This window comes from Kribbella koreensis (assembly GCF_039525325.1).
Taxonomy (GTDB): Bacteria; Actinomycetota; Actinomycetes; order Propionibacteriales; family Kribbellaceae; genus Kribbella; species Kribbella koreensis.
In genome coordinates this window covers 592,506-617,367 of record NZ_BAAAHK010000017.1, presented here as the reverse complement: position 1 = coordinate 617,367, position 24,862 = coordinate 592,506, and the positions used below count along the sequence as shown (strand labels likewise).

The 24,862-nt window shown below is 67.8% G+C and carries 23 protein-coding genes; 9 read left to right on the top strand and 14 right to left on the bottom strand.

Annotation, left to right across the window (positions count from 1 at the left end):
- Nucleotides 1-54 precede the first annotated feature (54 nt).
- Nucleotides 55-666, top strand: a complete 612-nt coding sequence (locus ABD116_RS32365) for a TetR/AcrR family transcriptional regulator (protein WP_343979076.1) — start codon at nucleotides 55-57, stop codon at nucleotides 664-666.
- A complete protein-coding gene (locus ABD116_RS32360) occupies nucleotides 663-1,649 on the top strand; it encodes an alpha/beta hydrolase (RefSeq protein ID WP_343979074.1) in 987 nt (328 codons plus the stop codon). The genes ABD116_RS32365 and ABD116_RS32360 overlap by 4 nt, the downstream gene beginning before the upstream one ends.
- On the opposite strand, the gene ABD116_RS32355 is transcribed toward ABD116_RS32360, so the two are convergent.
- A complete protein-coding gene (locus ABD116_RS32355; protein WP_343979072.1) occupies nucleotides 1,646-3,730 on the bottom strand; it encodes a DNA gyrase/topoisomerase IV subunit B in 2,085 nt (694 codons plus the stop codon). The two genes, ABD116_RS32360 and ABD116_RS32355, sit on opposite strands and share 4 nt — an antisense overlap.
- A 445-nt stretch (nucleotides 3,731-4,175) precedes the next feature.
- Between ABD116_RS32355 and ABD116_RS32350 the strand changes: the two genes are divergently transcribed.
- The gene (locus ABD116_RS32350; RefSeq protein WP_203590115.1) at nucleotides 4,176-4,424 is read left to right on the top strand and encodes a DUF7455 domain-containing protein; all 249 of its coding nucleotides are present in this window, start codon (nucleotides 4,176-4,178) and stop codon (nucleotides 4,422-4,424) included.
- 88 nt (nucleotides 4,425-4,512) lie between these two features.
- Here the strand turns inward: ABD116_RS32350 and ABD116_RS32345 are convergent, their stop codons facing one another.
- On the bottom strand, nucleotides 4,513-5,991 hold the full coding sequence (locus tag ABD116_RS32345) for an aminotransferase-like domain-containing protein (RefSeq protein ID WP_343979070.1): 1,479 nt from the start codon (nucleotides 5,989-5,991) through the stop codon (nucleotides 4,513-4,515).
- 85 nt (nucleotides 5,992-6,076) lie between these two features.
- Between ABD116_RS32345 and ABD116_RS32340 the strand changes: the two genes are divergently transcribed.
- Nucleotides 6,077-6,706, top strand: a complete 630-nt coding sequence (locus ABD116_RS32340) for a LysE family translocator (protein ID WP_343979068.1) — start codon at nucleotides 6,077-6,079, stop codon at nucleotides 6,704-6,706.
- Here the strand turns inward: ABD116_RS32340 and ABD116_RS32335 are convergent.
- Entirely contained in the window at nucleotides 6,703-8,685 is a 1,983-nt protein-coding gene (locus tag ABD116_RS32335) for an amylo-alpha-1,6-glucosidase (RefSeq protein WP_343979065.1), read from the bottom strand. The two genes, ABD116_RS32340 and ABD116_RS32335, sit on opposite strands and share 4 nt — an antisense overlap.
- A 42-nt stretch (nucleotides 8,686-8,727) precedes the next feature.
- On the opposite strand from ABD116_RS32335, the gene ABD116_RS32330 reads away from it, so the two are divergent.
- The 4 genes from ABD116_RS32330 to ABD116_RS32315 all read left to right on the top strand — a co-directional run bounded on the left by ABD116_RS32330 (nucleotide 8,728) and on the right by ABD116_RS32315 (nucleotide 12,170).
- The gene (locus tag ABD116_RS32330; protein WP_343979062.1) at nucleotides 8,728-9,213 is read left to right on the top strand and encodes a DUF456 domain-containing protein; all 486 of its coding nucleotides are present in this window, start codon (nucleotides 8,728-8,730) and stop codon (nucleotides 9,211-9,213) included.
- A 127-nt stretch (nucleotides 9,214-9,340) separates the two neighbouring features.
- On the top strand, nucleotides 9,341-9,904 hold the full coding sequence (locus tag ABD116_RS32325) for a hypothetical protein (protein WP_343979059.1): 564 nt from the start codon (nucleotides 9,341-9,343) through the stop codon (nucleotides 9,902-9,904).
- A 74-nt stretch (nucleotides 9,905-9,978) separates the two neighbouring features.
- A complete protein-coding gene (locus tag ABD116_RS32320; RefSeq protein WP_343979056.1) occupies nucleotides 9,979-10,680 on the top strand; it encodes a response regulator transcription factor in 702 nt (233 codons plus the stop codon).
- On the top strand, nucleotides 10,680-12,170 hold the full coding sequence (locus ABD116_RS32315; RefSeq protein WP_343979054.1) for a sensor histidine kinase: 1,491 nt from the start codon (nucleotides 10,680-10,682) through the stop codon (nucleotides 12,168-12,170). Before ABD116_RS32320 ends, ABD116_RS32315 begins: the two co-directional genes overlap by 1 nt.
- Before the next feature lie 88 nt (nucleotides 12,171-12,258).
- Here the strand turns inward: ABD116_RS32315 and ppk2 are convergent, their stop codons facing one another.
- The 5 genes from ppk2 to ABD116_RS32290 form a co-directional block, all read right to left on the bottom strand.
- Nucleotides 12,259-13,167 (bottom strand): polyphosphate kinase 2, encoded by a 909-nt coding sequence (gene ppk2, locus ABD116_RS32310; RefSeq protein ID WP_343979051.1) that lies wholly within the window; start codon nucleotides 13,165-13,167, stop codon nucleotides 12,259-12,261.
- An 82-nt stretch (nucleotides 13,168-13,249) separates the two neighbouring features.
- Nucleotides 13,250-13,885 (bottom strand): class I SAM-dependent methyltransferase, encoded by a 636-nt coding sequence (locus ABD116_RS32305; RefSeq protein ID WP_343979048.1) that lies wholly within the window; start codon nucleotides 13,883-13,885, stop codon nucleotides 13,250-13,252.
- A 44-nt stretch (nucleotides 13,886-13,929) separates the two neighbouring features.
- Nucleotides 13,930-15,393: a hypothetical protein gene (locus tag ABD116_RS32300; protein WP_343979045.1), complete on the bottom strand. Its 1,464-nt coding sequence runs from the start codon at nucleotides 15,391-15,393 to the stop codon at nucleotides 13,930-13,932.
- Between the two features lie 21 nt (nucleotides 15,394-15,414).
- Nucleotides 15,415-16,755 (bottom strand): FAD-binding oxidoreductase, encoded by a 1,341-nt coding sequence (locus tag ABD116_RS32295; RefSeq protein ID WP_343979042.1) that lies wholly within the window; start codon nucleotides 16,753-16,755, stop codon nucleotides 15,415-15,417.
- Between the two features lie 73 nt (nucleotides 16,756-16,828).
- Nucleotides 16,829-17,965: a PucR family transcriptional regulator gene (locus ABD116_RS32290; protein WP_343979039.1), complete on the bottom strand. Its 1,137-nt coding sequence runs from the start codon at nucleotides 17,963-17,965 to the stop codon at nucleotides 16,829-16,831.
- A gap of 112 nt (nucleotides 17,966-18,077) precedes the next feature.
- Between ABD116_RS32290 and ABD116_RS32285 the strand changes: the two genes are divergently transcribed.
- Nucleotides 18,078-19,313: a YncE family protein gene (locus tag ABD116_RS32285; RefSeq protein ID WP_343979036.1), complete on the top strand. Its 1,236-nt coding sequence runs from the start codon at nucleotides 18,078-18,080 to the stop codon at nucleotides 19,311-19,313.
- A gap of 9 nt (nucleotides 19,314-19,322) precedes the next feature.
- Here ABD116_RS32285 and ABD116_RS32280 read toward each other — a convergent pair whose 3' ends face one another.
- The 6 genes from ABD116_RS32280 to ABD116_RS32255 all read right to left on the bottom strand — a co-directional run bounded on the left by ABD116_RS32280 (nucleotide 19,323) and on the right by ABD116_RS32255 (nucleotide 24,771).
- The gene (locus tag ABD116_RS32280) at nucleotides 19,323-20,000 is read right to left on the bottom strand and encodes a YidC/Oxa1 family membrane protein insertase (protein WP_343979033.1); all 678 of its coding nucleotides are present in this window, start codon (nucleotides 19,998-20,000) and stop codon (nucleotides 19,323-19,325) included.
- A gap of 48 nt (nucleotides 20,001-20,048) precedes the next feature.
- Nucleotides 20,049-20,318 (bottom strand): DUF6412 domain-containing protein, encoded by a 270-nt coding sequence (locus tag ABD116_RS32275; RefSeq protein WP_343979030.1) that lies wholly within the window; start codon nucleotides 20,316-20,318, stop codon nucleotides 20,049-20,051.
- Between the two features lie 20 nt (nucleotides 20,319-20,338).
- Nucleotides 20,339-21,637, bottom strand: coding sequence for an RNA polymerase sigma factor (locus ABD116_RS32270; RefSeq protein WP_343979027.1), 1,299 nt, complete (start codon nucleotides 21,635-21,637; stop codon nucleotides 20,339-20,341).
- Nucleotides 21,638-21,858: 221 nt separating this feature from the next.
- Complete coding sequence (locus ABD116_RS32265) at nucleotides 21,859-22,476, bottom strand: HhH-GPD-type base excision DNA repair protein (RefSeq protein ID WP_343979024.1); 618 nt, start codon at nucleotides 22,474-22,476, stop codon at nucleotides 21,859-21,861.
- Between the two features lies 1 nt (nucleotide 22,477).
- Complete coding sequence (locus ABD116_RS32260; protein ID WP_343979021.1) at nucleotides 22,478-22,891, bottom strand: universal stress protein; 414 nt, start codon at nucleotides 22,889-22,891, stop codon at nucleotides 22,478-22,480.
- Nucleotides 22,892-23,292: 401 nt separating this feature from the next.
- Nucleotides 23,293-24,771, bottom strand: a complete 1,479-nt coding sequence (locus ABD116_RS32255; RefSeq protein WP_343979018.1) for a glutamate-cysteine ligase family protein — start codon at nucleotides 24,769-24,771, stop codon at nucleotides 23,293-23,295.
- Nucleotides 24,772-24,862: the final 91 nt, after the last annotated feature.

The window sequence follows — 24,862 nt, the reverse complement described above, 5'->3', positions numbered from 1 at the left end:
AGATACGCGACTGTTTCTTATCTCCACGATAGGTCGATGCGATAAGATACGCAAGTGGATCTTGAGACAGAGCCGGTACGCCGCCGCCGTGGCGCCGAACTCGAACAGGCGCTGCTGGCGGCAGCCTGGGACGAGCTCATCGAGACCGGGTACGCCGCGCTGACCATCGACGCCGTGGCCCACCGGGCCGGCACCAGCCGCCCGGTCATCTACCGTCGCTGGCCGACCAAGGCCGACCTGGTCCGCGCCGCCGTCGACCACAGGATGCTGCGCGACCTCCCACTGCCACCCGACACCGGCTCGCTGCGCGGAGACCTGATCGAGCTGATGCATTTCGCCAACCAGCACCGGGCAGGCTTCACGGTGTTGCTCACGTACTACCTCGGCCCGTACTTCCAGGAGACCGGCACCAGCCCGGCCGACCTGCGCGAGAACGCCTTCCAGGACAGGGCGACCGGCACGGACGTGATCCTTGACCGTGCGGCCGCCCGCGGCGAGCTGGACCCCGCCTGCCTCACCCCGCGGATCCGCTCCCTACCCTTCGACCTGTACCGCCACGAAGCCCTGATGACCCTCAAACCGGTCCCGGACGACGTGATCACAGAGATCGTGGACGAGATCTTCCTTCCCCTAGTCCGGTCCATCGAGCGAGAAAGATCCCGATGACTCCCACCTGGAAGCCCGACGTCCTCGGCGACGACTATCAGCAGCACACCATCGCCCTCGGGGCCGACCCGGACGGCGAAGGCGAGGTCGAAGCAACCCTGGTACGACGCACGCCACCGGCCGAGCCCAACCGCGTGGTGCTCTACGTCCACGGCTTCGCCGACTACTTCTTCCAGACCGGCCTCGCCGATTTCTTCACCGACCGAGGTGCGGCCTTCTACGCGCTCGACCTCCGCAAGTGCGGCCGGGCCCGGCGCCCGGGCCAGATCGCCCACTACGTCTCAGACCTGGCCCTGTACGACGATGAGCTCGACCAAAGCATCGAGCTCATCACCAGCGCGCACCCCGAACTGCCGATCACGGTCGTCGCCCACTCGACCGGCGGCCTCATCGTCCCGCTCTGGCTGAACCGCCGACGCCGCAACGGCCGCCCGGCTCCCGTCGACTCAGCGGTCCTCAACAGCCCCTGGCTCGACCAACAGGGCAGCCCGATGCTCCGCGGCCCGATCACCTGGGCACTGATCCCCCTGGCCCGCGTCATCCCGAAGCGCGTCCTGCCCGCCCCCGTCGGCGGCGTCTACGGAAACTCGATCCACGTCTCCGGCACCGGCGAATGGGACTTCGACACGGCCCTCAAACCGCTGATCGGCTTCCCGGTCACCGTCGGCTGGCTCAACGCCGTCCGCCGAGGCCACCGCACGGTCCACCAAGGCATCGACACCGGCGTGCCGACCCTCGTCCTGCACTCCGACAAGACCCACTTCACCAAGTCGTACACCGAGGCCGCGGACCGGGCCGACCTCGTCCTCGACGTCAAGCAGATCGCCCGCTGGGCACCCAGCCTCGGCCCGCGGACGACCGTCGAGGTCGTCCCCGGCACCCGCCACGACGTCTTCCTCAGCCAGCTGGAAGCCAGACAAGCGGCATACGGCGTCGTGACCAGTTGGCTCGACGCCGCACACCGCTCCGAAGACAACGCCTAGGCGTCGATCCGGTTCTCGTCCAGTTCGTAGGCACCCTGGACGATGAACTCCTTGCGGGGGGCCACGTCATTGCCCATCAGCAGGTCGAAGACACCGGCTGCTGCTTCGCCGTCGTCGACGGTGATCCGGCGCAGCGTGCGGTGGCGGGGGTCCATCGTGGTTTCCGCGAGCTGGTCGGCGTCCATCTCACCGAGACCCTTGTAGCGCTGCGGGGGCTCTTTCCACTTGACGCCCTTCTTCATCAGCTCGGCCGACTTCCGCTGGTACTCCGCGTCGGAGTACGTGTAGATGTACTTGTCCTGCCCCTTCTTCGGGTTGGTCAGCTCGAAGCGGTGCAGCGGCGGTACGGCGGTGTAGACCCGGCCCGCGTCGACCAGCGGGCGCATGTAGCGGAAGAACAGCGTCGCCAGCAGGCAGCGGATGTGCGCGCCGTCGGAGTCGGCGTCGGCCATGAAGATGATCTTGCCGTAGCGCGCCTGCTCCAGGTCGAAGCTGCGGCCCGAGCCGGCGCCGACCACCTGGATGATGGAGGCGCACTCGGTGTTCTTCAGCATGTCGCCGACCGAGGCCTTCTGGACGTTCAGGATCTTGCCCCGGATCGGCAGCAGTGCCTGGAACTCCGAGCTCCGGGCCAGCTTCGCCGTACCGAGGGCCGAATCACCCTCGACGATGAACAGCTCGGACCGGTCGACGTCGTTGCTGCGGCAGTCGGCGAGCTTGGCCGGCAGCGCCGACGACTCCAGCGCCGTCTTGCGCCGCTGCAGCTCGCGGTGCTGGCGGGCCGCGACCCGCGTCCGGGAGGCCGCGACGACCTTCTCCATCACCGCGCGCGCCTGGGCCTTCGCCGCGCCCTTGGTCGAGCTGAGGAACGCCTCCAGCTCGGTCTGCACGACCTTCGCGACGATCCGCGAAGCGGCCGGAGTACCGAGTACTTCCTTGGTCTGGCCGTCGAACTGCGGCTCGGACAGCCGGACCGTCACCACCGACGTCATGCCCTCGAGCACGTCGTCCTTGATCAGCTCCTCGCCGCTCTTCAGCAGCCGGGTGCCGGTGAGCGCGCTGGTGAACACCTTCGGCAGCGCCCGCTCGAAGCCGGCCACGTGGGTGCCGCCCTTGGGCGTCGCCACGATGTTCACGAACGACCGCAGCTCGGTCTCGTAGCCGTCGCCCCAGCGGACCGCGATGTCGACCTCGAGGTCGCGCTCGACGTCGGTCGGCGTCATGTGGCCGGCGTCGTCGAGCATCGGCACGGTCTCGGTGAAGTGACCGGTTCCGGTCAGCCGGACCACCTCGGTGACCGGCTGGTCGGTGGCCAGGAACTCGCAGAACTCGCTGATCCCGCCCTCGTGCTTGAACGACTCCTCGGTCGGCTCGTCGCCGCGCTCGTCCCGCACGACCAGCTCGAGGCCGGGCACCAGGAACGACGTCTGCCGCGCCCTGGTGACCAGCTCGTCGTAGTTGAAGGTGGCGTCCTTGGTGAAGATCTGCCGGTCCGCCCAGTACCGGATCCGGGTGCCGACCGAGCCCCGCTTGGCGCGACCCGCCTTGCGCAGGCCGACCGACGGAGTGAAGCCCGCGTTCGCGCCCTCGCCGTCGAACTCGCCGGCCACACCACGGCGGAACGAGGTGGTCCAGGTGACGCCGCCGCGGTCGACCTCGACGTCGAGCCGCGCGGACAGCGCGTTCACGACGGAGGCGCCGACACCGTGCAGACCACCGGAGGCGTTGTACGACCCGCCGCCGAACTTGCCGCCGGCGTGCAGTTTGGTGAAGACCACCTCGACACCGCTGAGCTGCGTCTTCGGCTCGATGTCGACCGGGATGCCGCGGGCCTTGTCGCGGACCTCGACCGAGCCGTCGTTGTGCAGCACCACGTCGATCCGCTCGCCGTGACCGGCCAGCGCCTCGTCGACGGCGTTGTCGATGATCTCCCACAGGCAGTGCATCAGGCCGCGACTGTCGGTCGAGCCGATGTACATCCCCGGCCGTTTGCGGACCGCCTCCAGGCCTTCGAGCACCAAGAGGTTGCGGGCGTTGTACGTCGGGTCGAGCTCGGTACTGCGAGGCGTCGGGGCGGCCACAGGGCTCCTTCTCTGGTTCACAAGCAGAACAGCGTGCGCGGCCCGGGAGCCGTCGCACGTGAACAGCCTACGCAGCCGCGCCCCCAAAATCCGGGAGGGTCACCTTGTGGCGGCCGGTGTATCGGGCCAGTCTCCTGGGTACTGACCCAGCACCAGATACGGTGGGCAGAGAAAGGTGTTACAGCAGATATCGATCCGGACTCGATCGACGTGTTTTACGACACTCCGCTCATGCGCACGCAGTGACGAAGATGTAGCGCACAGTGAAAGAAGACACGCCCGACACCCGTTGGAAACAGCAGATCACCCGAATCCGAAACGATTCCCCGTCAATATGCGTCATAAGGGAACAGGTGGTTCGTCTCACATACGGACACGCTGGCCCTACCGGGAAGCGAACCGCATGTCAGGATGTTGCTATCTGGTGAGTACGGAACTAGATGAGATGAGGCCTCAAGTGACTACAGCACTCGCCCCGAGTTCGACCCTGTCGGCTGCGGACCGTTGTGACCGCTGCGGCGCGCAGGCCTACGTTCGTGTGACCCTGACCTCCGGTGGGGAGCTACTTTTCTGCGCCCACCACGGACGTGAGCACGCGGACAAGCTGCGCAACATCGCGATCACCATTCACGACGAGACGGGCAAGCTCGAAGACAAGCCCGCCGAGTCGGTCCCTGCGGAGGGCGACCGGTAACCCGGCCTCGCGGCGCCAACGAGGGCGCTCCCAACGACTAGTCTTCGATGGCGGTCACCCGGACAGGGTGGCCGCCATCCGTCATTTCTCAGACGATCTCCGGTACTACGTCCGCCGGGCCGTGCCGGCGCAGCTCACGCCAGGCGGACGCCAGCCGATCGACCGCCTCCGACATCACCTCGGCGGAGTAGCTGAACGGCACCCGCAGATGGTCGTCGTGCTCCCCCGTCGGATCCATCGCCCGGCCGGCCACCACCTCGACGCCATGCCGCAATGCGACCTGGGTGAAGATTCGCGCATCGGTATCCGGCAACCGGATCCACAATGCGGACCCGCCGACAGGTTCTTCCCAAACCCATTCCGGTAGGCGCTTTGTCAGCAACTGACCCATCAACTGCTTTCTCACCGTGGCCATTGTCGCGCGGGCCGCGGTGAGTTCGGTGAGCCTCGGCAACAATCGCGCGGTGAGTGCTTGCTCGATCACCGGACTACCGAGATCGGCAAGTGCTTTGTGTCGCGCCAGTCGTTCGGCCAATGGGCGCGGCGCCCGGATCCAGCCGATCCGCAGGCCGCCCCAGACGGCCTTCGACACCGACCCGATCGTGAGGACCTCGGCGTCCTTCGGGGCATACGCGGCGAGCGGCGCCGGTACGTCGGGACCGGCCGGGTCCCACGCCGAGTACGCGTTGTCCTCGACAACCACCACGCCATGCCTGGCCGCCAGCTCGGCGACCTGGCGACGCCGGGCCGACGACATCAATCGACCGGTCGGGTTGTGGAAGGTCGGCATCACGAACAGCATCGCCGGCTGATGTTCCCGGAACGCGGCCGCCAGCAGATCAGGCCGCACGCCGGCATCGTCCAGCGGTACGCCGACCACGCGACCGCCCGCAGCCCCGAACAGGTCGAAGCAGCCCGGCCAACTCGGTTGCTCGATCACGACGGCGGCACCCGTGCGCAGATACATCTGGGTGACCAAGGCAATCGCCTGATGCGCTCCACTCGTCACCACGATCTCGTCGGGGGTGGTCGGCAGACCTGACTCCGCGAAGTGGTCGGCGATGCGCTCACGGAGTACCTGCAGGCCGCGGGGGTGGTAGCCGACTCCTTGGAGGAGCAATGGGAGCTCGGTGCGGGCGAGGTCTTCCACTTCGGCGGCCAGCTCGGGGATGCCGGGGTCTACGGCGTACGTCATCGCGATCACTTCGCTCGGGCCGTGGGCGATCCGGTGGAAGAGCGATTCGCCGTACCCGGTGGGCATCCGTTTGTCGGCGCGCGATCGGCCCTTGGACGCGGCCGGCGCGACCGTCGTACCACTGCCTCGGCGGCTCTCGACGAGTCCGCGGGCGCGCAGTTCGTCGTACGCCGCGACGACCGTCGACCGGCTGATCGCCAACGCCTCGGCCAGCGGCCGTTCAGCCGGTAGCCGTGCACCGACCGGCAGCTCCGCGGATCCGATCAGCGCACCGATCGCGTCGGCGAGGCGACGGTAGAGCCCGCCCGAGTGCTCGGTCAGCTGATGCCCGATCAACGACGCGAGAGCGGCCGGGTCGCCAGAACGGTCCACTTCTCTCCTCATTGGCTCGGGTGGACTGCTGTCGATCTGGTCAGGCTAGTCGCAGGCAGTCCAATTCGAGAGCGGAGGTCAGTGGATGGGGATCGGGCAGGCGCTCGGGTTCGTCGGAGCGACGGTGGTACTGGTCGGGATGCCGGGACCGAACAACATCTACATCTCGCTGCGCAGTCTCACCCAGGGCCGGCGTGCGGGGGTGGTCTCCGCCTTCGCGATCGAGACCGGCTCGATCGTCTACATCCTGCTCGCCGCGCTCGGCCTGGCCGCCGTGGTGCAGGCATCGCCGCTGGTCTTCACGATGATCTCGCTCGCGGGCGCCGGCTATCTGGCGTTCCTGGGAGTGCGGACCCTTCGAGCCTCCGAGTCGCAGGGTGTGGGCGGGATCAAGGTCACCACGCTCGGCCGGGTCTTCCGCGACGGCGTGCTCGTCAATCTGCTGAATCCGAAGGCCGCGCTGTTCTTCCTTGCCTTCCTCCCCCAGTTCACCAGCCGTGGCGCCGGTACCGGGCAAGTGCGCGACGAGATGCTGCTGCTCGGCCTCGCCGTCCTGGTCATCGGCCTGGCCCTCGATCTCTGTTACGCCCTCGGAGCCGACGCCATCGGTCGCCGGATGCGGACCGGCGGACGGTTCGCCGGCCTGCGCAAGTACGTTGTGGCCGGCATCTATCTGACGATCGCCGCGATCGCCGCACTGGGCGTCCTGCGCTAGGCGACCGTCAGTACGCCGTCGTTGAGCTCGATCGACAGGGTGTGGTCGCCGACGCGTACTCCCTTGAGCTTGATGCGCCTCCATGGCAGGACGGTGGCGGGCGTCAGGTCGAGGGTGCACGCGGGGACGTTGGGTTCGATGCCCAGCGCTGCGACGACGACGGCGATCGCTGAGGCGGCGGCCCAGGCTTGCGGACGGCAGGAGAGCGGGTAGGGCGTCGGGGTCAGCTCTTGGCCGGTGCCTTCGCCGCCGTACAGCTCCGGCAATCTGTAGTCGAAGGCTTCGGCGGCGGTGAGCAGGCCCTGCACGTACGACGTTGCGGTCGCGGCGTGGCCTGCGGCGTACAGGCCCTGGACGGCCATGGCGGTGTCGTGGGGCCAGACGCTGCCGGTGTGGTAGCCGAGTGGGTTGAAGTGGGTCATTGCCTTGGACAACGTCCTCAGCCCGAAGCCACTGTTGAGGTCGAAGTCTGCGAGGTGCTCGGCCACTGCGGTCTCCTCGGCCGGATCGAGGAGACCAGTGCCGAGCAGATGGCCCATGTTGGAGGCGGGGCCGGCGGCTGGGCGCTTCTCGGAGTCCAGGGCGATCGCGGGGTAGCCGTCCACCCAGAAGGATGCACGGAAGCGCTCTTTGAGGGTCGCGGCCCAGTCCCGCCAGTCAGCTCCGCCTTCGAGGTCGAAGGCGTCCAGCAGGTCGGCGCCGGCGATCGCGGCGGCATAGGCATAGCCCTGTACTTCGCAGAGCGCGATCGGCGCGGTCGCGATGGTGCCGTCGGGCCATTGGACCGAGTCGCTGGAGTCCTTCCAGCCCTGGTTGGCCAGGCCGTGGCCGGTCTCGTCGATGTACTCGAGGAAGCCGTCGCCGTCGGGGTCCGCGTAGTCGCGGATCCAGGCGAGCGCTCTCTGCAGGTTGGGGAGCAACGCCTGCACTTCGTCCGCGGGCATCCCCCAGCGCCAGGCTTTGTGCAGCGTGGTGATCCAGAGTTGGGTGGCGTCGTGTGTCCCGTAGTACGCCGCGGGCAGGACCAGGCCGCCGCCGTGATCGGCGACTTCGGACCGCAGCTCGTGCGGGATCTTGCCAGGCTGCTCGGCCGCTGCAGGGTCGACCCGGGTGCCTTGGTGTGCGGCGAGCGCTCGCAAGGTGCCGGCTGCGAGTTGCGGGTCGACCGGGATCAGCATGCCGGCGGAGATAAGCGAGTCGCGGCCGAAGAGGGTCAGGTACCACGGTGGGCCGGCGCCGAGATAGCGCTCTCCCCCATCGGCTGACAGTTGCAGCCCGGCGACGTCGTCCAGTGAGCGGCGGATCCAGCGGGTGATCCGCTGGTCGTCGCAGTCGAGTTCGACCTCGTCGTACGCCGGCCTGCTCGCGGGCGGTTCGATGGTGAAGCCTTCAGTGGCCGGGAAGCTCGCGGTCAACCTGAGCGTCACGGTTGCCGACTGGCCGGGCTCGACCTTCAACCTCCAGCTCTGGTTGAGGCCTGGAGCCGGGTCGAAGGTGACGTTCACCCGCGTCCCTGAGCCGTCCTCCCACCGCAGACCGTCACCGTCAGCCAGCGGCTCGAGGCGCGGGAGGTCGGCGGCGGCTCCGGAGCGGACGGCCGCCGTACCGGCCAGGTCGGTGCCTAGGGCAACGACCAGTTCGCAGTCGACGGTCTCGTGAGAGCGGTTCACGAGCGTGATCTCCTCGGTGAGACCGGCGCCGTCCACCTGCCGAGTACGTCGCAGCGTCACCGTCGGGTCGTGGCCGGCGTCGCCCAGGCCGTCGAGCACAGCGCCGTACCGGGTGGTGCCGGTGGCCGGCTCGTCCACGTGCACCGGCTTCGGCGGGCGGCCGTCGACAGTCACCTCCAGCCGCGACAGGATCCGGCGATCGCGGGCGTACACGCCTTCGGCTCCGGCACCGGTCAGCTGCCCCGATCGTGGTGACAACACCACCCAGGGAGCGGCGAGCGTGGTGACGAGATCGTGAAGGTCAGGCATAGGTCCACCCTAAGACCGCCCGACTACGGCAGAGTGGGGGCCGTGAACAGCGTTGCGACGTTCCTGGTCGGCGTGGTGATCTTCGCCGGCATTCTCGGCATCGTGATCCCGGTGCTGCCCGGCGCCATCCTCAGTCTCGCCGCGATCCTGGTCTGGGCGCTGGAGGTGCAGAGCGCGACCGGCTGGATCGTGCTGGCCGCCGCGGTGGTGCTGATCGGGGCCAGCCAGGTGGTCAAGTACATCGTCCCGGAGCGGCGGCTGCGCGAGTCCGGCGTACCGCGACGATCGATGCTGGTCGGCGTGGTGCTCGGGATCGTCGGGTTCTTCGTGATCCCGGTGGTCGGCATGTTCGTCGGCTTCCCGGTCGGTGTGTACCTGTCCGAGCGGCAGCGCCTCGGCACCCACGACCAGGCGTGGACGTCGACCAAACACGCTCTGCGAGCGACCGGTCTCTCGATCCTGATCGAATTCGTCGGTACTTCGCTCGCGGCCGCCGTCTGGCTCGTCGCCGTGCTCTTCCTGGTCTGAGCCCAGGTCCCGGGTTGCCAGGGTTTTGCCAGGTACGGCCAAGGCTCGTCTCAGGTCCGGCGCGGATCGTGGGATGACCAGTGCCAGGTGATCAGCCTGGTACGCAGTCTCGGGAGGCAGTACACACATGGCGTCGAAGCAGAAGCTCACCGACCACCGCTGGCGGCTGGTCGGGACCGTGGCGGCGATCGTGGTCACCACCGGAGCCGGTGGAGTCGCCTGGGCGGCCACTAACGCCGATCCCACCCCCAGCCCGTCCACCTCGCCGTCGGCGCCCGCCGACCCGGCGAACCCGGCCAAGCCACCGAAGCCCGAGGGACCTGGTGGCCCTGGCGGATTCGGGCGGCACGGTGAGTTCGGGTTCGGGAAGGCGCTCCACGGCGAGTTCACCGTGGAGAAGGACGGCGGCGGCTACCAGACCGTCGCGACCCAGACCGGCACCGTGTCGGCGGTCAGCAAGGACTCGATCACGGTGAAGAGCGCTGACGGCTACAGCAAGGAGTACGTGGTCACCGCCGACACGCTCGTCAACGCGACCCGCGACGGGATCACCAGCATCAAGACCGGCAACACGGTCAACATCTCGGCGATCGTGGCCGACGGCAAGTCGACGGCGACCAGCGTGTCCGACGGCACCCAGCGCGACGCGTCGCACAAGAAGTTCGGCTTCGGTCAGCGCGGGCCGCGCTGATCCACGCTGACACTCACAGTCGATTGCCAGGAATCTCCCAGGGTTAGGCAGGGTGCCGGGTTAAGACTGGGACCATGAGCCCGCACCTGCTGGTCGTCGACGACGAACCGAACATCGTCGAGCTGCTGTCCGCGAGTCTGCGCTTCGCCGGGTACGACGTGACCACGGCGACGCACGGCGCCGAGGCGTTGCGCAAGGCCCGCGAGGTCGAACCCGACCTCGTCGTGCTGGACGTGATGATGCCCGGCCTGGACGGCTTCGAGGTGGTCCGCCGGCTGCGCGGTGAGGACCGGCACGTACCGGTGCTGTTCCTCACCGCGCGCGACGCGGTCGAGGACAAGGTCCTCGGCCTGCACACCGGCGGCGACGACTACGTCACCAAACCGTTCAGCCTCGACGAGCTGGTCGCCCGAGTCCGCGCCCTCTTGCGCCGCTCGGGCCATCGCGAGCAGACGACGACAGAGCCCGCCGTACTCCGGTACGCCGACCTAGAGCTCAACGAAGACTCCTACGAAGTCTTCAAAGCAGGCGAGGCCGTCCAACTGTCCTTGACCGAGTTCAAACTCCTCCGCTGCCTCCTCGAGAACGCCGAGCGCGTCATGTCCAAGGGCCAGATCCTGTCGGCCGTCTGGAACTACGACTTCGCCGGCGACGCCGGAGTGGTCGAGTCCTACATGTCCTACCTCCGCCGCAAGGTCGACACCGGCGACCAGAAACTCCTCCACACAGTCCGCGGCGTCGGCTACGTCCTCCGCACCCCCCGAGGCCCCAACTAATGCACCCCCACCGCCGCATCACCGACCGGTACCCGCTGCGCGTCACGATCGTGCTGGTGCTGGCCGCGTTGGTGACGGCCGCGCTGCTCGCCTCCGGTCTGGTTGCGACGACGATCATGCGGGGCTACCTGATCGACCGGGTCGACGGGCAGTTGCAGGACGCCGCGAAGATACTCAGCAAACCTCCGCGACCGTGGCAGAACGAGGCACAACAGCCCGGCCCGCGCGGCCCGAGACTTCCCAGCGTCTTCCTGGTGCAGCGCTTCGACTCGACCGGTGCCCGGATCGACGATCCGATCCGTGAACCGCTCAACCAGACCGCCGCGCTACCGCAGTTTCCGACGCTGACGCTGACCCAGGTCGAGGGCATCGGCACCAAGGCGTTCAATGCCGCGGCGACCTCCGGCGACGAAACCTTCCGGGTCGTCGCCACGCCGACTCAAGATGGCGGCTACCTGATGGTCGCCCAGAGTCTCGGCGACATGAATCAGACCCTGCAGAAGCTGGTCGGGGTGCAGATTGCCGCGGGGGTGATCTTGCTGATCTTGCTGGCCGGGGTCGGGACGTACGTAGTACGGCGGAGTCTTCGGGGGCTTGAGGATGTGGAGCATACGGCGGTGGCTATTGCGGGTGGGGATCTCAGCAGGCGGGTGCCTCAGCGGGATCCCCGGACTGAGGTGGGGCGGTTGTCGTTGGCGCTGAATCAGATGTTGGGGCAGATCGAGGGGGCGTTCGCGCAGCGGACTGCTTCGGAGTTCGCGGCTCGGCGGTCGGAGGATGCCGCTCGGCGTTCGGAGGAGAACGCGAGGCAGTCGGAGGAGCGGATGCGGCGGTTCATCGCCGACGCCAGCCATGAGCTGCGGACGCCGTTGACGTCGATCCGGGGATTTGCGGAGCTGACCCGGCAGAAGGGCGCGGCGGCTGATCCGGCGACGATGAAGCGGATCGAGGACGAGGCGAAGCGGATGGGGTTGCTGGTCGACGACCTGTTGCTGCTCGCGCGGCTTGACCAGCAGCGGCCGTTACAGCACCAGCCGGTGGATCTGCTGACGTTGGCGGGTGACTCGGTGCACGACGTACAGGCTGTTCAGCCGGGTCGCGAGATGAGGCTGCAGATCCTGCCGGACTCCGGCGCGCCGGTCGTCAGCGGCGACGAGGCTCGCCTCCGGCAAGTACTCGGCAATCTCGTCAGCAACGCGCTGCATCACACGCCGGTCGACGCACCCATCACCATCTCGGTCGGCACCCGCGCCGGCGAGGCGATCGTCGAGGTCGCCGACACCGGTCCCGGTCTCAGTGAAGAGCAGAAGGTGAAGGTCTTCGAACGCTTCTACCGCGCCGACTCCGCCCGGACCCGCTCCACCGGCGGCTCAGGTCTCGGCCTCTCCATCGTCGCCGCCCTGGTGGCAGCGCACGGCGGCAAGGTCACCGTCACGGACACTCTCCCCCACGGCGCCACCTTCACCGTCCACCTCCCCATCATCACCTGACGACAGGGAGGCCGACGCTCCCCACCATCGCCTAGCGGCGGAGAGGCCGGCGTTCCCCGGTCATCGTCTGGCGACAGGGAGCCGGTGACTACAGCCGCGGGAACTGGCGGTTGGTTGACTCGCCGTGTTCGAAGATCTGGGCAGCTGGGCCGAGGATCTTGGGGTCAGCTTGGGCGACCAGCTCGTGGTCCTTGTTGTCGTACTCATAGAGGCTCAGCACGTGGCGCATCGCCTCTAGCCGGGCGCGCTTCTTGTCGTTGCTCTTGACCACGGTCCACGGCGCGTGCGGCGTGTCGGTGTAGTGGAACATCGCCTCCTTCGCCTCGGTGTAGTCCTTCCATTTGTCGAGCGACGCCAGGTCCGTCGGCGACAGCTTCCACTGCCGGACCGGGTCGATCTGCCGGATCATGAAGCGGGTCTGCTGCTCGGCCTGCGACACCGAGAACCACAGCTTCACCAGGTGCGTGTCCGACCGCACGAGCATCCGCTCGAACTCCGGCGCCTGCCGCATGAACTCCTCGTACTGCGCATCGCTGCAGAACCCCATCACCCGCTCGACGCACGCCCGGTTGTACCAGGAGCGGTCGAACAGCACCATCTCGCCGGCCGCCGGCAGGTGCTCGACGTACCGCTGGAAGTACCACTGCGTCTGCTCGCGGTCGGTCGGCTTCTCCAGGGCGACGATCCGGGCGCCGCGCGGGTTCAGGTGCTCCATGAACCGTTTGATCGTGCCGCCCTTGCCGGCCGCGTCCCGGCCTTCGAAGATGATCACGAGCTTCTGCTTGGAGCGCTTCACCCAGTACTGGAGTTTGAGCAGCTCGATCTGCAGCAGCCGCTTGTCCCGGTCGTAGACCTCGCGGGCCAGGCGTTCGCCGTACGGATAGCCCTCCCGCCAGGTGTCGACCGGCGTACCGTCGCCGCGCAGCAGCACCGGGTCGTCGTCTTCCTCGTCCAATACTCGGAACCCGAATTCCTGGACCAGATCAGGGGCGCTCATGGCCCCAACATTCGCCGGACCAGGCGCGTCGTCGGTGAACTTGGACTGGCCGCGGGATGAACACCCACTCCCCGGCGGTGCCTCAGCCCGGCAGACGGCGCGCCTTCACCGTGGAGTCACGACGGGTCAGTGTCTCGCCGTCGACGATCTGCTCGCGGTCGTGGGCACGGCTGACCAGGATCTCCCAGCGGCCGTCGTCCAGCGACAGATCGGAGATCACCTCGTCCGGGGTCGGGAAGTGCACGTCCGGGTGGTCGGTGTGCCGGAGCGAGTCCGGCCAGTCGAGGTGCCCTTCGATCAGCAGGATCCCACCAGGCGCCACCGCCCCGGCCGCCGTCCGCAAGATCTCCTCGCGGGGCAGCTCGACGGTCGAGTGCAGGAACTGCGCCGACACCAGATCGAAGGTGCCCTCCGGGAACGACTTGCCCAGCTCGTGCTGTTGCCAGTCGATCTGCTCCGCCACGCCCGCTTCCACCGCGTGCCGCTCCGCCCGCTCCAGCGCCACCGCCGACACATCGACAGCGGTCACCCGCCAGCCCTGCTTGGCCAGCCAGATGGCGTCGCCGCCTTCGCCGGAGCCGAGGTCGAGAGCGGTCCCCGGCGTCAGCCCGGAGACCTCTTTCACCAGCTCCACATTGGGGTTGCCGCTCCAGATGCGGGTGCTCTCGCGGTAGCGGTCGTTCCAGTACTCTTCGGCGGTTCTGTCGTCCACGGTCATGACTCCAGCATCTGCGGTCGGCTCCGGTCTGACAAAGAAGATTGCTATTCCAGCAACTGCTCGCGGGCGGCCGCGATGATCCCGAACAGCTCGTCGCGATCGCCGGGCTCCTCGGCCAGTTCGGCATTGAGCACCCGCTGCACCAAGGTGTTGACCCGCGCCGTCCCGATCCGCAGCGGGACGGCGAACATCAGCTCGTCGATCGTCGTCCCGGGCAACGGCGGCTCCGGCGGATACTCGGCGTACCAGTCGAGCAGTGCTCGCAGGTCGTCGAGCGATCGCACCATCTCGGTCGTCGCCAGGTACTGCGCGTGCTCGGTGGGGATCCCGGCCATCGGCGCGCCGATCGCGTCGAACCAGACCCAGCCCAGCCCCGACAACTCCTCGGTCACCAGCCACTCTTCGACGGCAGGCGCCGCTTCGAGCCCGATCCGCAGCAGATAGCCGAAGACCGTGTTGAGCACCGCGCCATGCACCTGACTGCCCAGCCGCACCAACTGATACGCGAACTCCAGCGGATCAGCCTGCTCGAACCAGCGCTGCACACTCCACGCCTGCTCGACCAGGCACAGCTTCGACGCCGCGGTCATGAACGCGATCAGATCCTCCGACCGCAGATTCGCCCACCACTGCCCCGGGTCGAGCAGCCAGTACTCCGGATCCGCCCACCTCCCCCGCGTGAACAACCCCCGTACGCCGATCGCCGTCAGCCCCAGTCGCCCTTCGACGACCGTGACCGCCCCCAGCCGCTCGAGCTGCTCAGTCCCCTCCGCAGCAGCCGCCGTGCCATCGCGAAAGGCGGTCAACAGCACATCGATCAACGAGGGCGACTCAGTGAGCACCACCCGATACGTCTCCAGCCAAGCGACCAGCGGCCGCGCCGGAGTGAGCTCCGGGTCGTCGGGAGACCACGCGTGCATCGACGGCCCGTATTGCGGGCTGACCGGGCTCGGGCAGATCCACCCGGCCAGCACCGCGATCCGCCACAACCTGTGCTCGGGCTGCTCCTTCTTGGTCCGGTAGACCTCAAGCGCGAACTCATGCAGATCGCCGAGCAGCTCCGATCCCGCAGCGGCGGCCGCCAGGCGGCTGGGCATCAAAGCAACCGGCGTCGGCGAACCAGGCAGCGGCTCCACTGGCAGTTCGGCCCGGCGCTCCACCGGCAGTTCGGCCCGGCCCTCGACCGGCCCGCCCGATGCGTTCTGCCGGCGGCGGTACCGGCACCAGTCCACCGGATCGGTCCGGCCGAGGCCCGGATCGTTGAGTGCGGCCTCGGCCTCGCCCTCGAGCAGATCCGCCAGCTGGAGCCGCCCGGTCTGGCGGAGGATGGTGACGAACTGCGGGAACGCGGCCCGCAGTTCGTCGATCCAGCCGGGCCGGACGCTGCCGGAGTACGGAAGCAGGTCGTACAGGACGGTCGTCAGCTGGCCGGGCTGCCAGTTGTCGAGGTCCGCCCCCAGCTCGTCCTTGGCCAGGCCGAGCAGCAACTCGATGAACTCCTCATCCACCCCAGCAACGTACAGGCCAACTCACCCAGGCTGGATGTTGTGGTTGCCGGCGAACAGGTTGCCGGCGTCGTACTGCGCCTTGACCGCCGCGAGCCGCTCACGGGTGGTGGCGGGATAGACCGTCCCGACGGCCTCGTCGGTCGCCGAGCTGAGGAAGTTGGCGTAGGCGCCGCTGACGTGCGGTGCGAGCCTCACCCAGATCGCGACCAGCCCTGCACTGGCCGCCTCGATGGCCGGCTTCGGGCCGATCACGGTGGTCGCGAACATCAGCTCCGCTTCCCGATGCGCGAAGGCGGTGGCGTCGTCGGCAACCCGTGCCACCGCGCCGCCGACACTGCGAACGGACATGATCGGCGACCGTCCCATCGCTGCGGCCTCGGCGAGGATCGACAGCACCTCGGGCACCGACTCTGTGTTCACGAAGCCGCTGCGAGTCACGACCTGGATGCCCGGCGGCGGAGTCATGCCATCCACCAGGACGTCCAGGTACGGCTTCAACGTCACTTCGTCGCTGAGCACCGTGCCGAGCCGGCGGATCGGGTCGATCGCCTGTGCTGCCAGCTCCGGATCGTCACCGTCGTACGCGACGCTGATCTCGACCGGCGCGTTCGGCCCGCCGAGGAACGGATTGGCGAAGTCCACGATGCTGGTCAGCTCCTCGGGCGCCGTCCGCAGGTAGTCCGCCCAGCCCTGCAGCACGGTCGTCAACTCCGTTGCAGGGAAGGAGATCTTGCCGAAGAACACGTCCGTGGTCGGATGCGCCGTGAACTCGAAGGAGGTGACGATCCCGAAGTTGCCGCCGCCACCACGGACCGCCCAGAACAGTTCCTGATTCTCCTCATCACTCGCCCGCACAACCTCGCCGTCGGCAGTCACCAGCTCCACGGCGACCAGGCTGTCCAAGGCCAGTCCGTACTTCCGAACCTTCCAGCCGATGCCGCCACTCAAGGTCAGCCCGCCGACGCCCACACTCTTCGTGTCGCCCGACGAGATGGCCAGGTCGTGCGGGGCGAGCGCGGCCGCGACCTGACCCCAGACGGCGCCACCGCCGATTCGTACCAGGTGCCGTTCCTTGTCGACGACCTCGACGCTCGCGAGCCGGCTCAACTCGATCACCACGCCACCGTCGTTGGTGCCGAATCCCGCGAACGCATGCCCGCCACCACGCACCGACAACTTCAGCCCGGTGTCGACAGCGAACCGGACCCCGGCCTGCACATCCTGAACACTCACCGGCCGAAGCACGTACGCCGGGCTCCCCGGCACCAGCACCGACCCACTGACCGCCTCGTACTCGGCCCCGCCCGGCTCGACGATGTCCCCACCAAAGTCCTGACGGAGTGCTTCCAGCGCTGAACTCATGACGTCCTTCCTCACATCTAGAGACCCATTCACACCCCACTGACGATGTAGGCCGGCCAGATGTGACGAAGGGCTAGGAGGTGGTGAGCCAGGTCCTGAGTGCCCACCAGTCGCGAGCTACCTGCAGCGGGCCAGGGTGTGATCCGTCCGGGGACCACCCGGTAAGAGCGGTCAGGCGGCTGAGGCGGTAGCGGACCGTGTTCGGATGCAGATGGAGGGCGGCGGCGGTCTGGTCGAGGCGTCTGCCCGTATCGAGGTAGGTGAGGGCGGTGCTGACCAGCTGGCGGTGGTAGCGGTCGGCAGGGTCGAGTACGCCCATCAGTTCCTGCGCGAGGATGGTGGCCAGGACGGGTTGGGTCGCCAGCGCGGTCTCCACTGCCAGGTCCGTCAGGTTGTGCAGACCCCGGCGATCGCCTGCTGCGGCAAGAGCCGACCGAGCAGTCGAGTAGACCTTCGGGATCTCTCTCAACGGTGCCGGGGGCGCGACAACGACCAGTTCCCGGGTGGTGACCTGGTCGGTCGACGGGCTGCGCGTCACGAGTCCGGCCAGCTTTCCCTCGACGAGTCCGAGGAGTCCGTCCGGGCAGGCGAGGCGTCGCTCGACTGCCTGCGCGTGGCCTGGATCGGCGACGTCGGTCACCAGGCAGCAGTAGGTCCGATCGAGTGACAACCCGGCACGGCCGAGTTCCTCCAGCGGCAGGTCTTCGAGGAAGAGCCGGCGCAAGAGGCGGATGCGGGTGTCGCGTGGTGTGCGGGACAGGCGGAGCTCGGCGGCGTGGTAGCCGCTGACCACGTGGCGTTCGAGCTCACCGGCGTACCGCTCGAAGTCGAGCATCACGTCGACCAGCAGGCCGGCCGGGACTCCTGACGCCCGGCTCCGCTCCATGGTGAGTGCGATGGCCCGGCTCCGTCCCGCGTGCACGCCGCGGAGCAGCTCGGTCAGGCCGATTCCCTGGGCCGCGCGGTCGGCACCCAGTTGGACAGCAGCGGCGAAATCCTCCGACCGTAGGCTCGCCCGGTCGGCGAACGCGGTCAGCCCCGCGGTGACCATCAGCGCGATGTGCCGGCGGTTCTCGGCGATCGGCAGCCCAGCCACCGCCGGCGAATCACTTCTGGCCGCCTCGACAACCGCCTCGATCACCTCCGCGTCGCTCGCCATCGCGCGGACGATCTCCGTGAACAGGGCGCGCCCCTGCTGATCGATGGCCATCGCGACCCCTCACTGTCGATCGGCCCTGTTTGTCGACGAGCCACAATCACGCCCGTCCTCGTTGGCGGCTGCGGCCTAGCAACCCAACGCTACTCGTTGGTTACCTGGTGCCATGCCGAAGCCTCGCCGTACCGCCCTGTGGCTCACCGTCGCCGCCCTCGCCACCACCATGCTTCCGTCCGCCGCCGCCTCCACGGCCGTAGCAACCAAGCCCGTCTTGTTCGTCGGCAACAACTGGGAAGGCACCGCCGATGTGGTCGCGCCGACCGCCGACCTGACCAAGCTCGGCCGGATCAATCTCATCCCGGACAAGGATCAACGCTTGGCCGAGATCTACGCGGACCCGATCCGGCTCGGCTACTTCCTCGGCATTCGCGCCTCGGTCGGCGAGGGCCACGACCAGTACGTCGACGACCTGTACACGACTCCGGACGGCAACTGGGTGGTGGTGTCGCGCCCCAGCTTCGCCGACGTGGTGTCGGTCAACCTCACCACCGGCCAGGTCGGCTGGCGGTTCCCCGTGTCCGGCTATCGCGCCGACCACATGGCCGTCTCCCCCGACGGCGAACGCGTCGCCGTCTCCGCGTCGACCTCGAACACCGTGCACGTGCTCGACATCCGCACCGGACAGCAGCTCGGCTCGTACCAGACCGGCGACAAGCCGCACGAGAACACCTTCACCAACGGCGGCCGGTACCTGTGGACCAGCGCCATCGGTGAGGTCAACACCGCCCTCGACGAGCCCTGGCTGGACTGGACCAAGGGCGACCGCAAGATCACCATCGTCGACACCACCACCTTCCAGAAGGTGAAGGAGATCGACATGCGGCCCCGGCTGGACGCGTTCGGCCGCAAGGACCTGTCCGACTCCGTCCGGCCGGTCGCGTTCACCCCGGACGAGTCGAAGCTCTACTTCCAGGTCTCCTTCTTCAACGGGCTGATCGAGTACGACGTGGCCACCGACAAGATCACCCGGATCAAGACGCTGCCGAAGAACCCCGCCACCACCGAGGACCGGACCAAGTGGGTGAACGACTCCCGCCACCACGGACTGTCGATGAGCCCGGACGGCCAGAAGCTCTGCGTGGCAGGGACGATGGACGACTACGCCACCGTCGTCGACCGCTCGACGCTGCAGGAGGGCCCATTGGTCACGGTGTCCAAGCCGTACTGGGCGACGGTGACCGGTGACGGAACCGCCTGTGTCGTCTCCGAGAGCGGCTCGGACCGAGTCACCTCGATCAGCTTCGCCACCGGCCAGAAGATCGCGTCGATCGTGGTCGGCGATCATCCCCAGCGGGTCCGGATCGGCAAGGTCCCGACCACCTGGACCGGACCGACCGGCTGACTCAGGACACTAACGTTGCAGGATCGTGCGTTCGAGGACGGTCCAGGTGGTTGTCGTCAGCAGGTAGATGCCGGCCGCGAGCGGTACGAACGCGACAGTGAGGATCGTGCCGTACGGCAGGAGCTGCGCCAGCCGACGAGACAGTGGCGTTGCTGTCTCGTCGAGCTGGCGCAGTGCCAGGCGGGCGGAGAACCAGGCGACGATCGCCAGCAAGACGGCCAGCACGAGGAAGGCCGGCGTACCGGTGACGACCGGCCAGTGCAGGCCGAGCTGGGCGCCGAAGAGGTTGCCGCTGATGAGTTGGTTGGACTCGCCGCCGACGACAGCGCGGGAGAACAGCGTGTACATCAGCCAGAAGAACGGCAACTGCGCCAGCGTCGGGAGGAAGCCGGCGAAGACGGTGGTACCGGAATCCGCCTGGAGTTTTGCGATTTCGCGTTGGAGGCGTTCGGGATTGTTGCGGTGTTTGTCGGTCAGCTTCTTCAGTTCAGGCATCAGGACAGCGCGGGCGCGCAGACCTCGATGCGCGCGGAGGCTGAGTGGGATGAGCAACGACCGGACGGCGAGCGTGCAGACGACGATCGCGAGCACGGCCGCGTAGCCGCCCACGAGGGGCTGGATGGCGTCGACGAGGGACGTGAGCAAGTGATAGGCACCGGCGACCGGTGCCTCCAGGAAGGAAGGCACAGCAGGACTCCACGAGTGAGAAAGGGATGGGTAGCGAGAAGAACTCGGCTACCTTCCCGGTGCTCGTGGGCGCGCCCTCCCGGCGGCGTCAGGGTCGCGGAGCAGGAGATACGCGGTACGGCGCGAGTTGGCGCGGGTGGCGCTGGCACGCGCGGGCAACGGCGACGAGAGCGGGCGTTGCGACGCAGTACCGGAGAGCTGGACGACAGCAAGCAAAACGGCCGCCGCCGTGAACACGGCGACGGCCAGTAAGCCGGAGTCCTGACCGAGGACGGGCATGACCAGCATCCAGATGCCGGCCAGTGCCCTCTCGATCATTTGTCCATCATGCCAGGTGATCAGTCCAGGTAGTCGCGGAGCACCTGGGAGCGCGACGGGTGCCGCAGCTTCGACATCGTCTTCGACTCGATCTGCCGGATCCGCTCGCGGGTGACGCCGTAGACCTTGCCGATCTCGTCCAGCGTCTTCGGCTGGCCGTCGGTCAGGCCGAAGCGCATCGAGACGACGCCGGCCTCACGCTCGGACAGCGTGTCCAGGACGGCGTGCAACTGCTCCTGGAGCAGGGTGAACGAGACCGCCTCGGCCGGCACGATCGCCTCGGAGTCCTCGATCAGGTCGCCGAACTCCGAGTCGCCGTCCTCACCCAGCGGGGTGTGCAGCGAGATCGGCTCACGACCGTACTTCTGCACCTCGATGACCTTCTCCGGGGTCATGTCGAGCTCCTTGGCGAGCTCTTCCGGAGTGGGCTCGCGGCCCAGGTCCTGCAGCATCTGGCGCTGGACGCGGGCCAGCTTGTTGATGACCTCGACCATGTGCACCGGAATACGGATCGTCCGGGCCTGGTCGGCCATCGCGCGGGTGATCGCCTGCCGGATCCACCAGGTCGCGTAGGTGGAGAACTTGTAGCCCTTGGTGTAGTCGAACTTCTCGACCGCGCGGATCAGACCGAGGTTGCCCTCCTGGATCAGGTCCAGGAACAGCATGCCGCGGCCGGTGTAGCGCTTGGCCAGCGAGACGACGAGTCGCAGGTTGGCCTCGAGGAGGTGGTTCTTGGCGCGCCGGCCGTCCTCCGAGATCCACTCGTACTCGTCCTTGACCTTCTCCTTGAGCTTGGTCTCGGCGTCGCCGATCTGCTCCTCGGCGAACAGGCCGGCCTCGATCCGCTTGGCGAGCTCGACCTCCTGCTCGGCGTTCAGCAGCGGGACCTTGCCGATCTGCTTCAGGTAGTCCTTGACCGGGTCGGCCGTGGCGCCGGCGACCATCACCTGCTGCTCGGGCTCGTCGGTCTCGTCGGCCTCGGAGACGATGAAGCCCTGGTCCTCGGTGAGCTCCTTCTCCAGCGGCTTGACGGCGTCGGCGGAGAAGTCGGACTCGTCGACCTCGTCCAGCGCGCGCGGCTTACCGGTCTTCGGGTCGATCGCGAGACCCGCCTCGGACACGGCCTTCTTCGCCGGCGCCTTCTTCGCGGCGGCCTTCTTCGCGGGAATACCGTCCTCCTTGGGGGACACAGCAGCCTTCTTGGCGGGAGCGGCAGTCTTCTTCACACTGGCCGTGGTCCGTTGAGTCGTACTGCGGGCGGTGGCGGCCACCGCCCGAGTGGACTCGTCGGGGAGATTCTCGGACGAGCTGGACGACACGAATTACCTCTCGTCTGACGATTCAGTCTGCAGGGTTCTGATACAGCAAAAACGGTGGTGCGGGCACTGCGAGTCGGTGGCCCCGCGCTCATCGGGCGGCAGCAACACTTCATTGTAATCCGGCCACCAAGTCCGGACCTCCCACGACCCCCTCAACGGCGCGCCCAACCGGTACCAGTCCACTCTCCGTACTGGTACCGGTAGTACACAAAGTCCAGTGTTCAACTGTTCCTGGTCTGCCGCAGCGGCCTCGCGACGACCCGCTTCTCCACCTGCTGCTCCTGCTTGAACTGCCGCACCTTGACCAGCGAGGCCACGTCGATCACGTCCGCGACCGACTTGTACGCGCCGTCCTCACCGTACGGTTCGGACGCTTCGCGCCAGCCGCGCGGCCGGACCTTCAGCTGCTTGCCGAGCAAAGCGACGAAGATCTTCGCCTTCTGCGCGCCGAAGCCCGGAAGAGCCGACAGCCTGGCCAGCAGGTCGTCGCCACTCTTCACATCGGCCCAGACCGCCGAGGCGTTACCGCCGTACTCCTCGTCCAGATGCTTGGCCAGCGTCTGGATCCGGGCCGCCATCGCGGTCGGGAACCGGTGCACGGCCGGCGGACCCGCCACCACCTCGACGAAACCGTCCGGGTCGTAGGCGGCCACCGTGGACGGATCGAACGGGCCGTCCATTCGTTGCGCGATCGCAACCGGACCGGCGAAGGCCCGCTCCATCGGGATCTGCTGGTCGAGCAACATGCCGACCAGCAGCGCGAACGCGTCTCTGCTCAGCATCTCGTCGGCGTCGGGCTGCTGTGCGAGGCACAGCTTCTTGCTGCGTGTCGAAGTCACCTCAGTCCTCCCCTTCCTCGGCCTTGACGGCCAGCACCGGACACGGAGCATCGAGCAGCACGCGCTGGGCATTGCTGCCGAGGATGAGCTTGCCGACCGGTGACCGGCGCCGCAGGCCGATCACGATGAACTCCGCGTGCACCTGCTCGGCGACGGCCACCAGGTCCTCCGCCGGATCCAGTCCACGCACCAGCTGCCGCACCTCGTAGGGCACGCCGGTCGGGTCGAGTTGCTCTCGTACCTCCGTCAACGCGGCGTCACTCGCCGCGGCCTCGTCGCTGTCGAAGCTGCGTCCACCCCGGTGCGAGTTCACCACCACCAGCTTGGCGTCGCGCAGCTTCGCCTCCTCTGCCGCCCGCCGGAGCGCCGCGCGCCCTTCGGCCTTCGGCACATAACCCACGACGATGGTCGTCATCGACTTGCCTCACCTCCGGGTGTCCATCACCTGAAACGGTCGACCCGTTCCGAACGATACTGCCCTGAACCCGCTCCGGCATCTGTGGAAATGCACGATCTGTGTCGCGACCGTGACGCATTCGCAGTTGCGCCCGCAATACGGCCGTGGCCGGATCGATGCTCAGCTGCCGGACACCGTCCCCCAACGGTTCACGTCTCCATACCCGCCCTGTCCCGGTCTAACCTTCGTGGCGCACACCTTTGCAGGGTTGCGACCCGGCGCGCCAGCCCCCTTTTTCTCCGCCGGGCAGCAGCCGGTACGCCGTTGCCTTGGGCAAGGGCGTCCTTGGTTCCGCCGGGCTGACCCCGGTTCCGCCTGTGTCCTTCGTTGTCTTGCGCTGACTTACGCGGTTAACCCGCTCAGTCGATCGGCCATTCGTGAACCGGCAGGTTCTCGTGCATGTGGTCGCGGTACCGCCGCAACATGCCCCGCAAAGCGTCCTTGCGACCATGAGAGCCCTTTGTATACAGACGGTGGAACTCGTCCGCCTGCCAGGAGGCTCCGTTGCGATTGGTCAGGCACCGCTGCTCGATGATGCCCAGCAGCCGGTCCCGGACGGCGGAGTCGACACCCCACGAGTCCAGCCCGCGCGATGCCAACGGCAACAGCCGCCGCAGGACCAGCTCGGTCGCCCGCGCCGTACCGACTCCTGGCCAGAACACCTCGGCGTCGATGCCCTGCCGGGCCGCCTCGTGGAAGTTCTCCTCCGCGGCGCTGAACGACATCTGCGACCAGATCGGCCGCTCGTCGTCGGCCAGGGCCCGGACCAGGCCGAAGTAGAAGGCCCCGTTGGCCATCGTGTCCACGACCGTCGGGCCGGCCGGCAGCACCCGGTTCTCCACCCGCAGGTGCGGCTTCTCCCGGACGACGTCGTACACCGGGCGGTTCCAGCGGTAGATCGTCCCGTTGTGCAGCCGAAGCTCCGAAAGAGCTGGCGTGTCGCCGCGATCCAGCACGGCGATCGGATCCTCGTCGGAGGTGACCGGCAGCAAGGCCGGGTAGTAGCGCGAGTTCTCCTCGAACAGGTCGAAGATCGAGGTGATCCAGCGTTCGCCGAACCAGACCCGCGGCCGGACGCCCTGGGTCTTCAGCTCGTGCGTGCGGGTGTCGGCGGCCTGCTCGAACAACGCGATCCGGGTCTCCCGGTTCAGCTCCTTGCCGAACAGGAACGGTGAGTTGGCACCGATCGCGAGTTGCACGCCGGAGATCGCCTGGGCCGCGTTCCAGTACCGCGGGAACGCCTCGGGCGTGACCTGCAGATGGAACTGCGTCGACGTACAGGCCGCCTCGGGCACGATGCTGTCGGCGGTGACCTGCAGCCGCTCGATCCCGTCGATGGCGATCTGCACGTCCTCGCCGCGGGCCTGGAAGATCTGGTCGTTCAGCAGCGCGTACCGCGGGTTGGTGCTGAGCGCCTCGCGGTGGATGTGCTCGGTCAGCAGGGTCGGCAGGATCCCGACCACGACCATCGACGAGCCGGTCCGCTGCGCCTTCTCCTCGGCCGCGTTCAGGCTGTCGCGGATGGACTCCTCCATCCGGATCAGGCCGGAGCCGTCGATCTTGCCCGGCGGCACGTTGATCTCGATGTTGAACTGGCCCAGCTCGGTCTGGAACGCGTCGTCCTCGATCGCGCTCAGCACCTCGGTGTTCTTGAACGCCGGGTCGCAGTTCTCGTCGACCAGGTTCAGCTCGATCTCGATCCCGGTCATCGGCCGCTCGGCCTCGAACCTCGACTCGCGCAGCATCCGCGCGAACGCGTCCAGGTTGCGATGGACCTGGTTGCGGAACGCGGTCCGATCCGCCCGGGTGAACTCGACCCGGTCGACTTCCTCGCCCATCAGCGCCTCCCCTGTCAGGTTCCCTTGCCTCAGTCTGCCCGAAGCGCGCTTGATCGGGGCCGCTTACGGCGTCGCTGTTCACCGGCTGGAA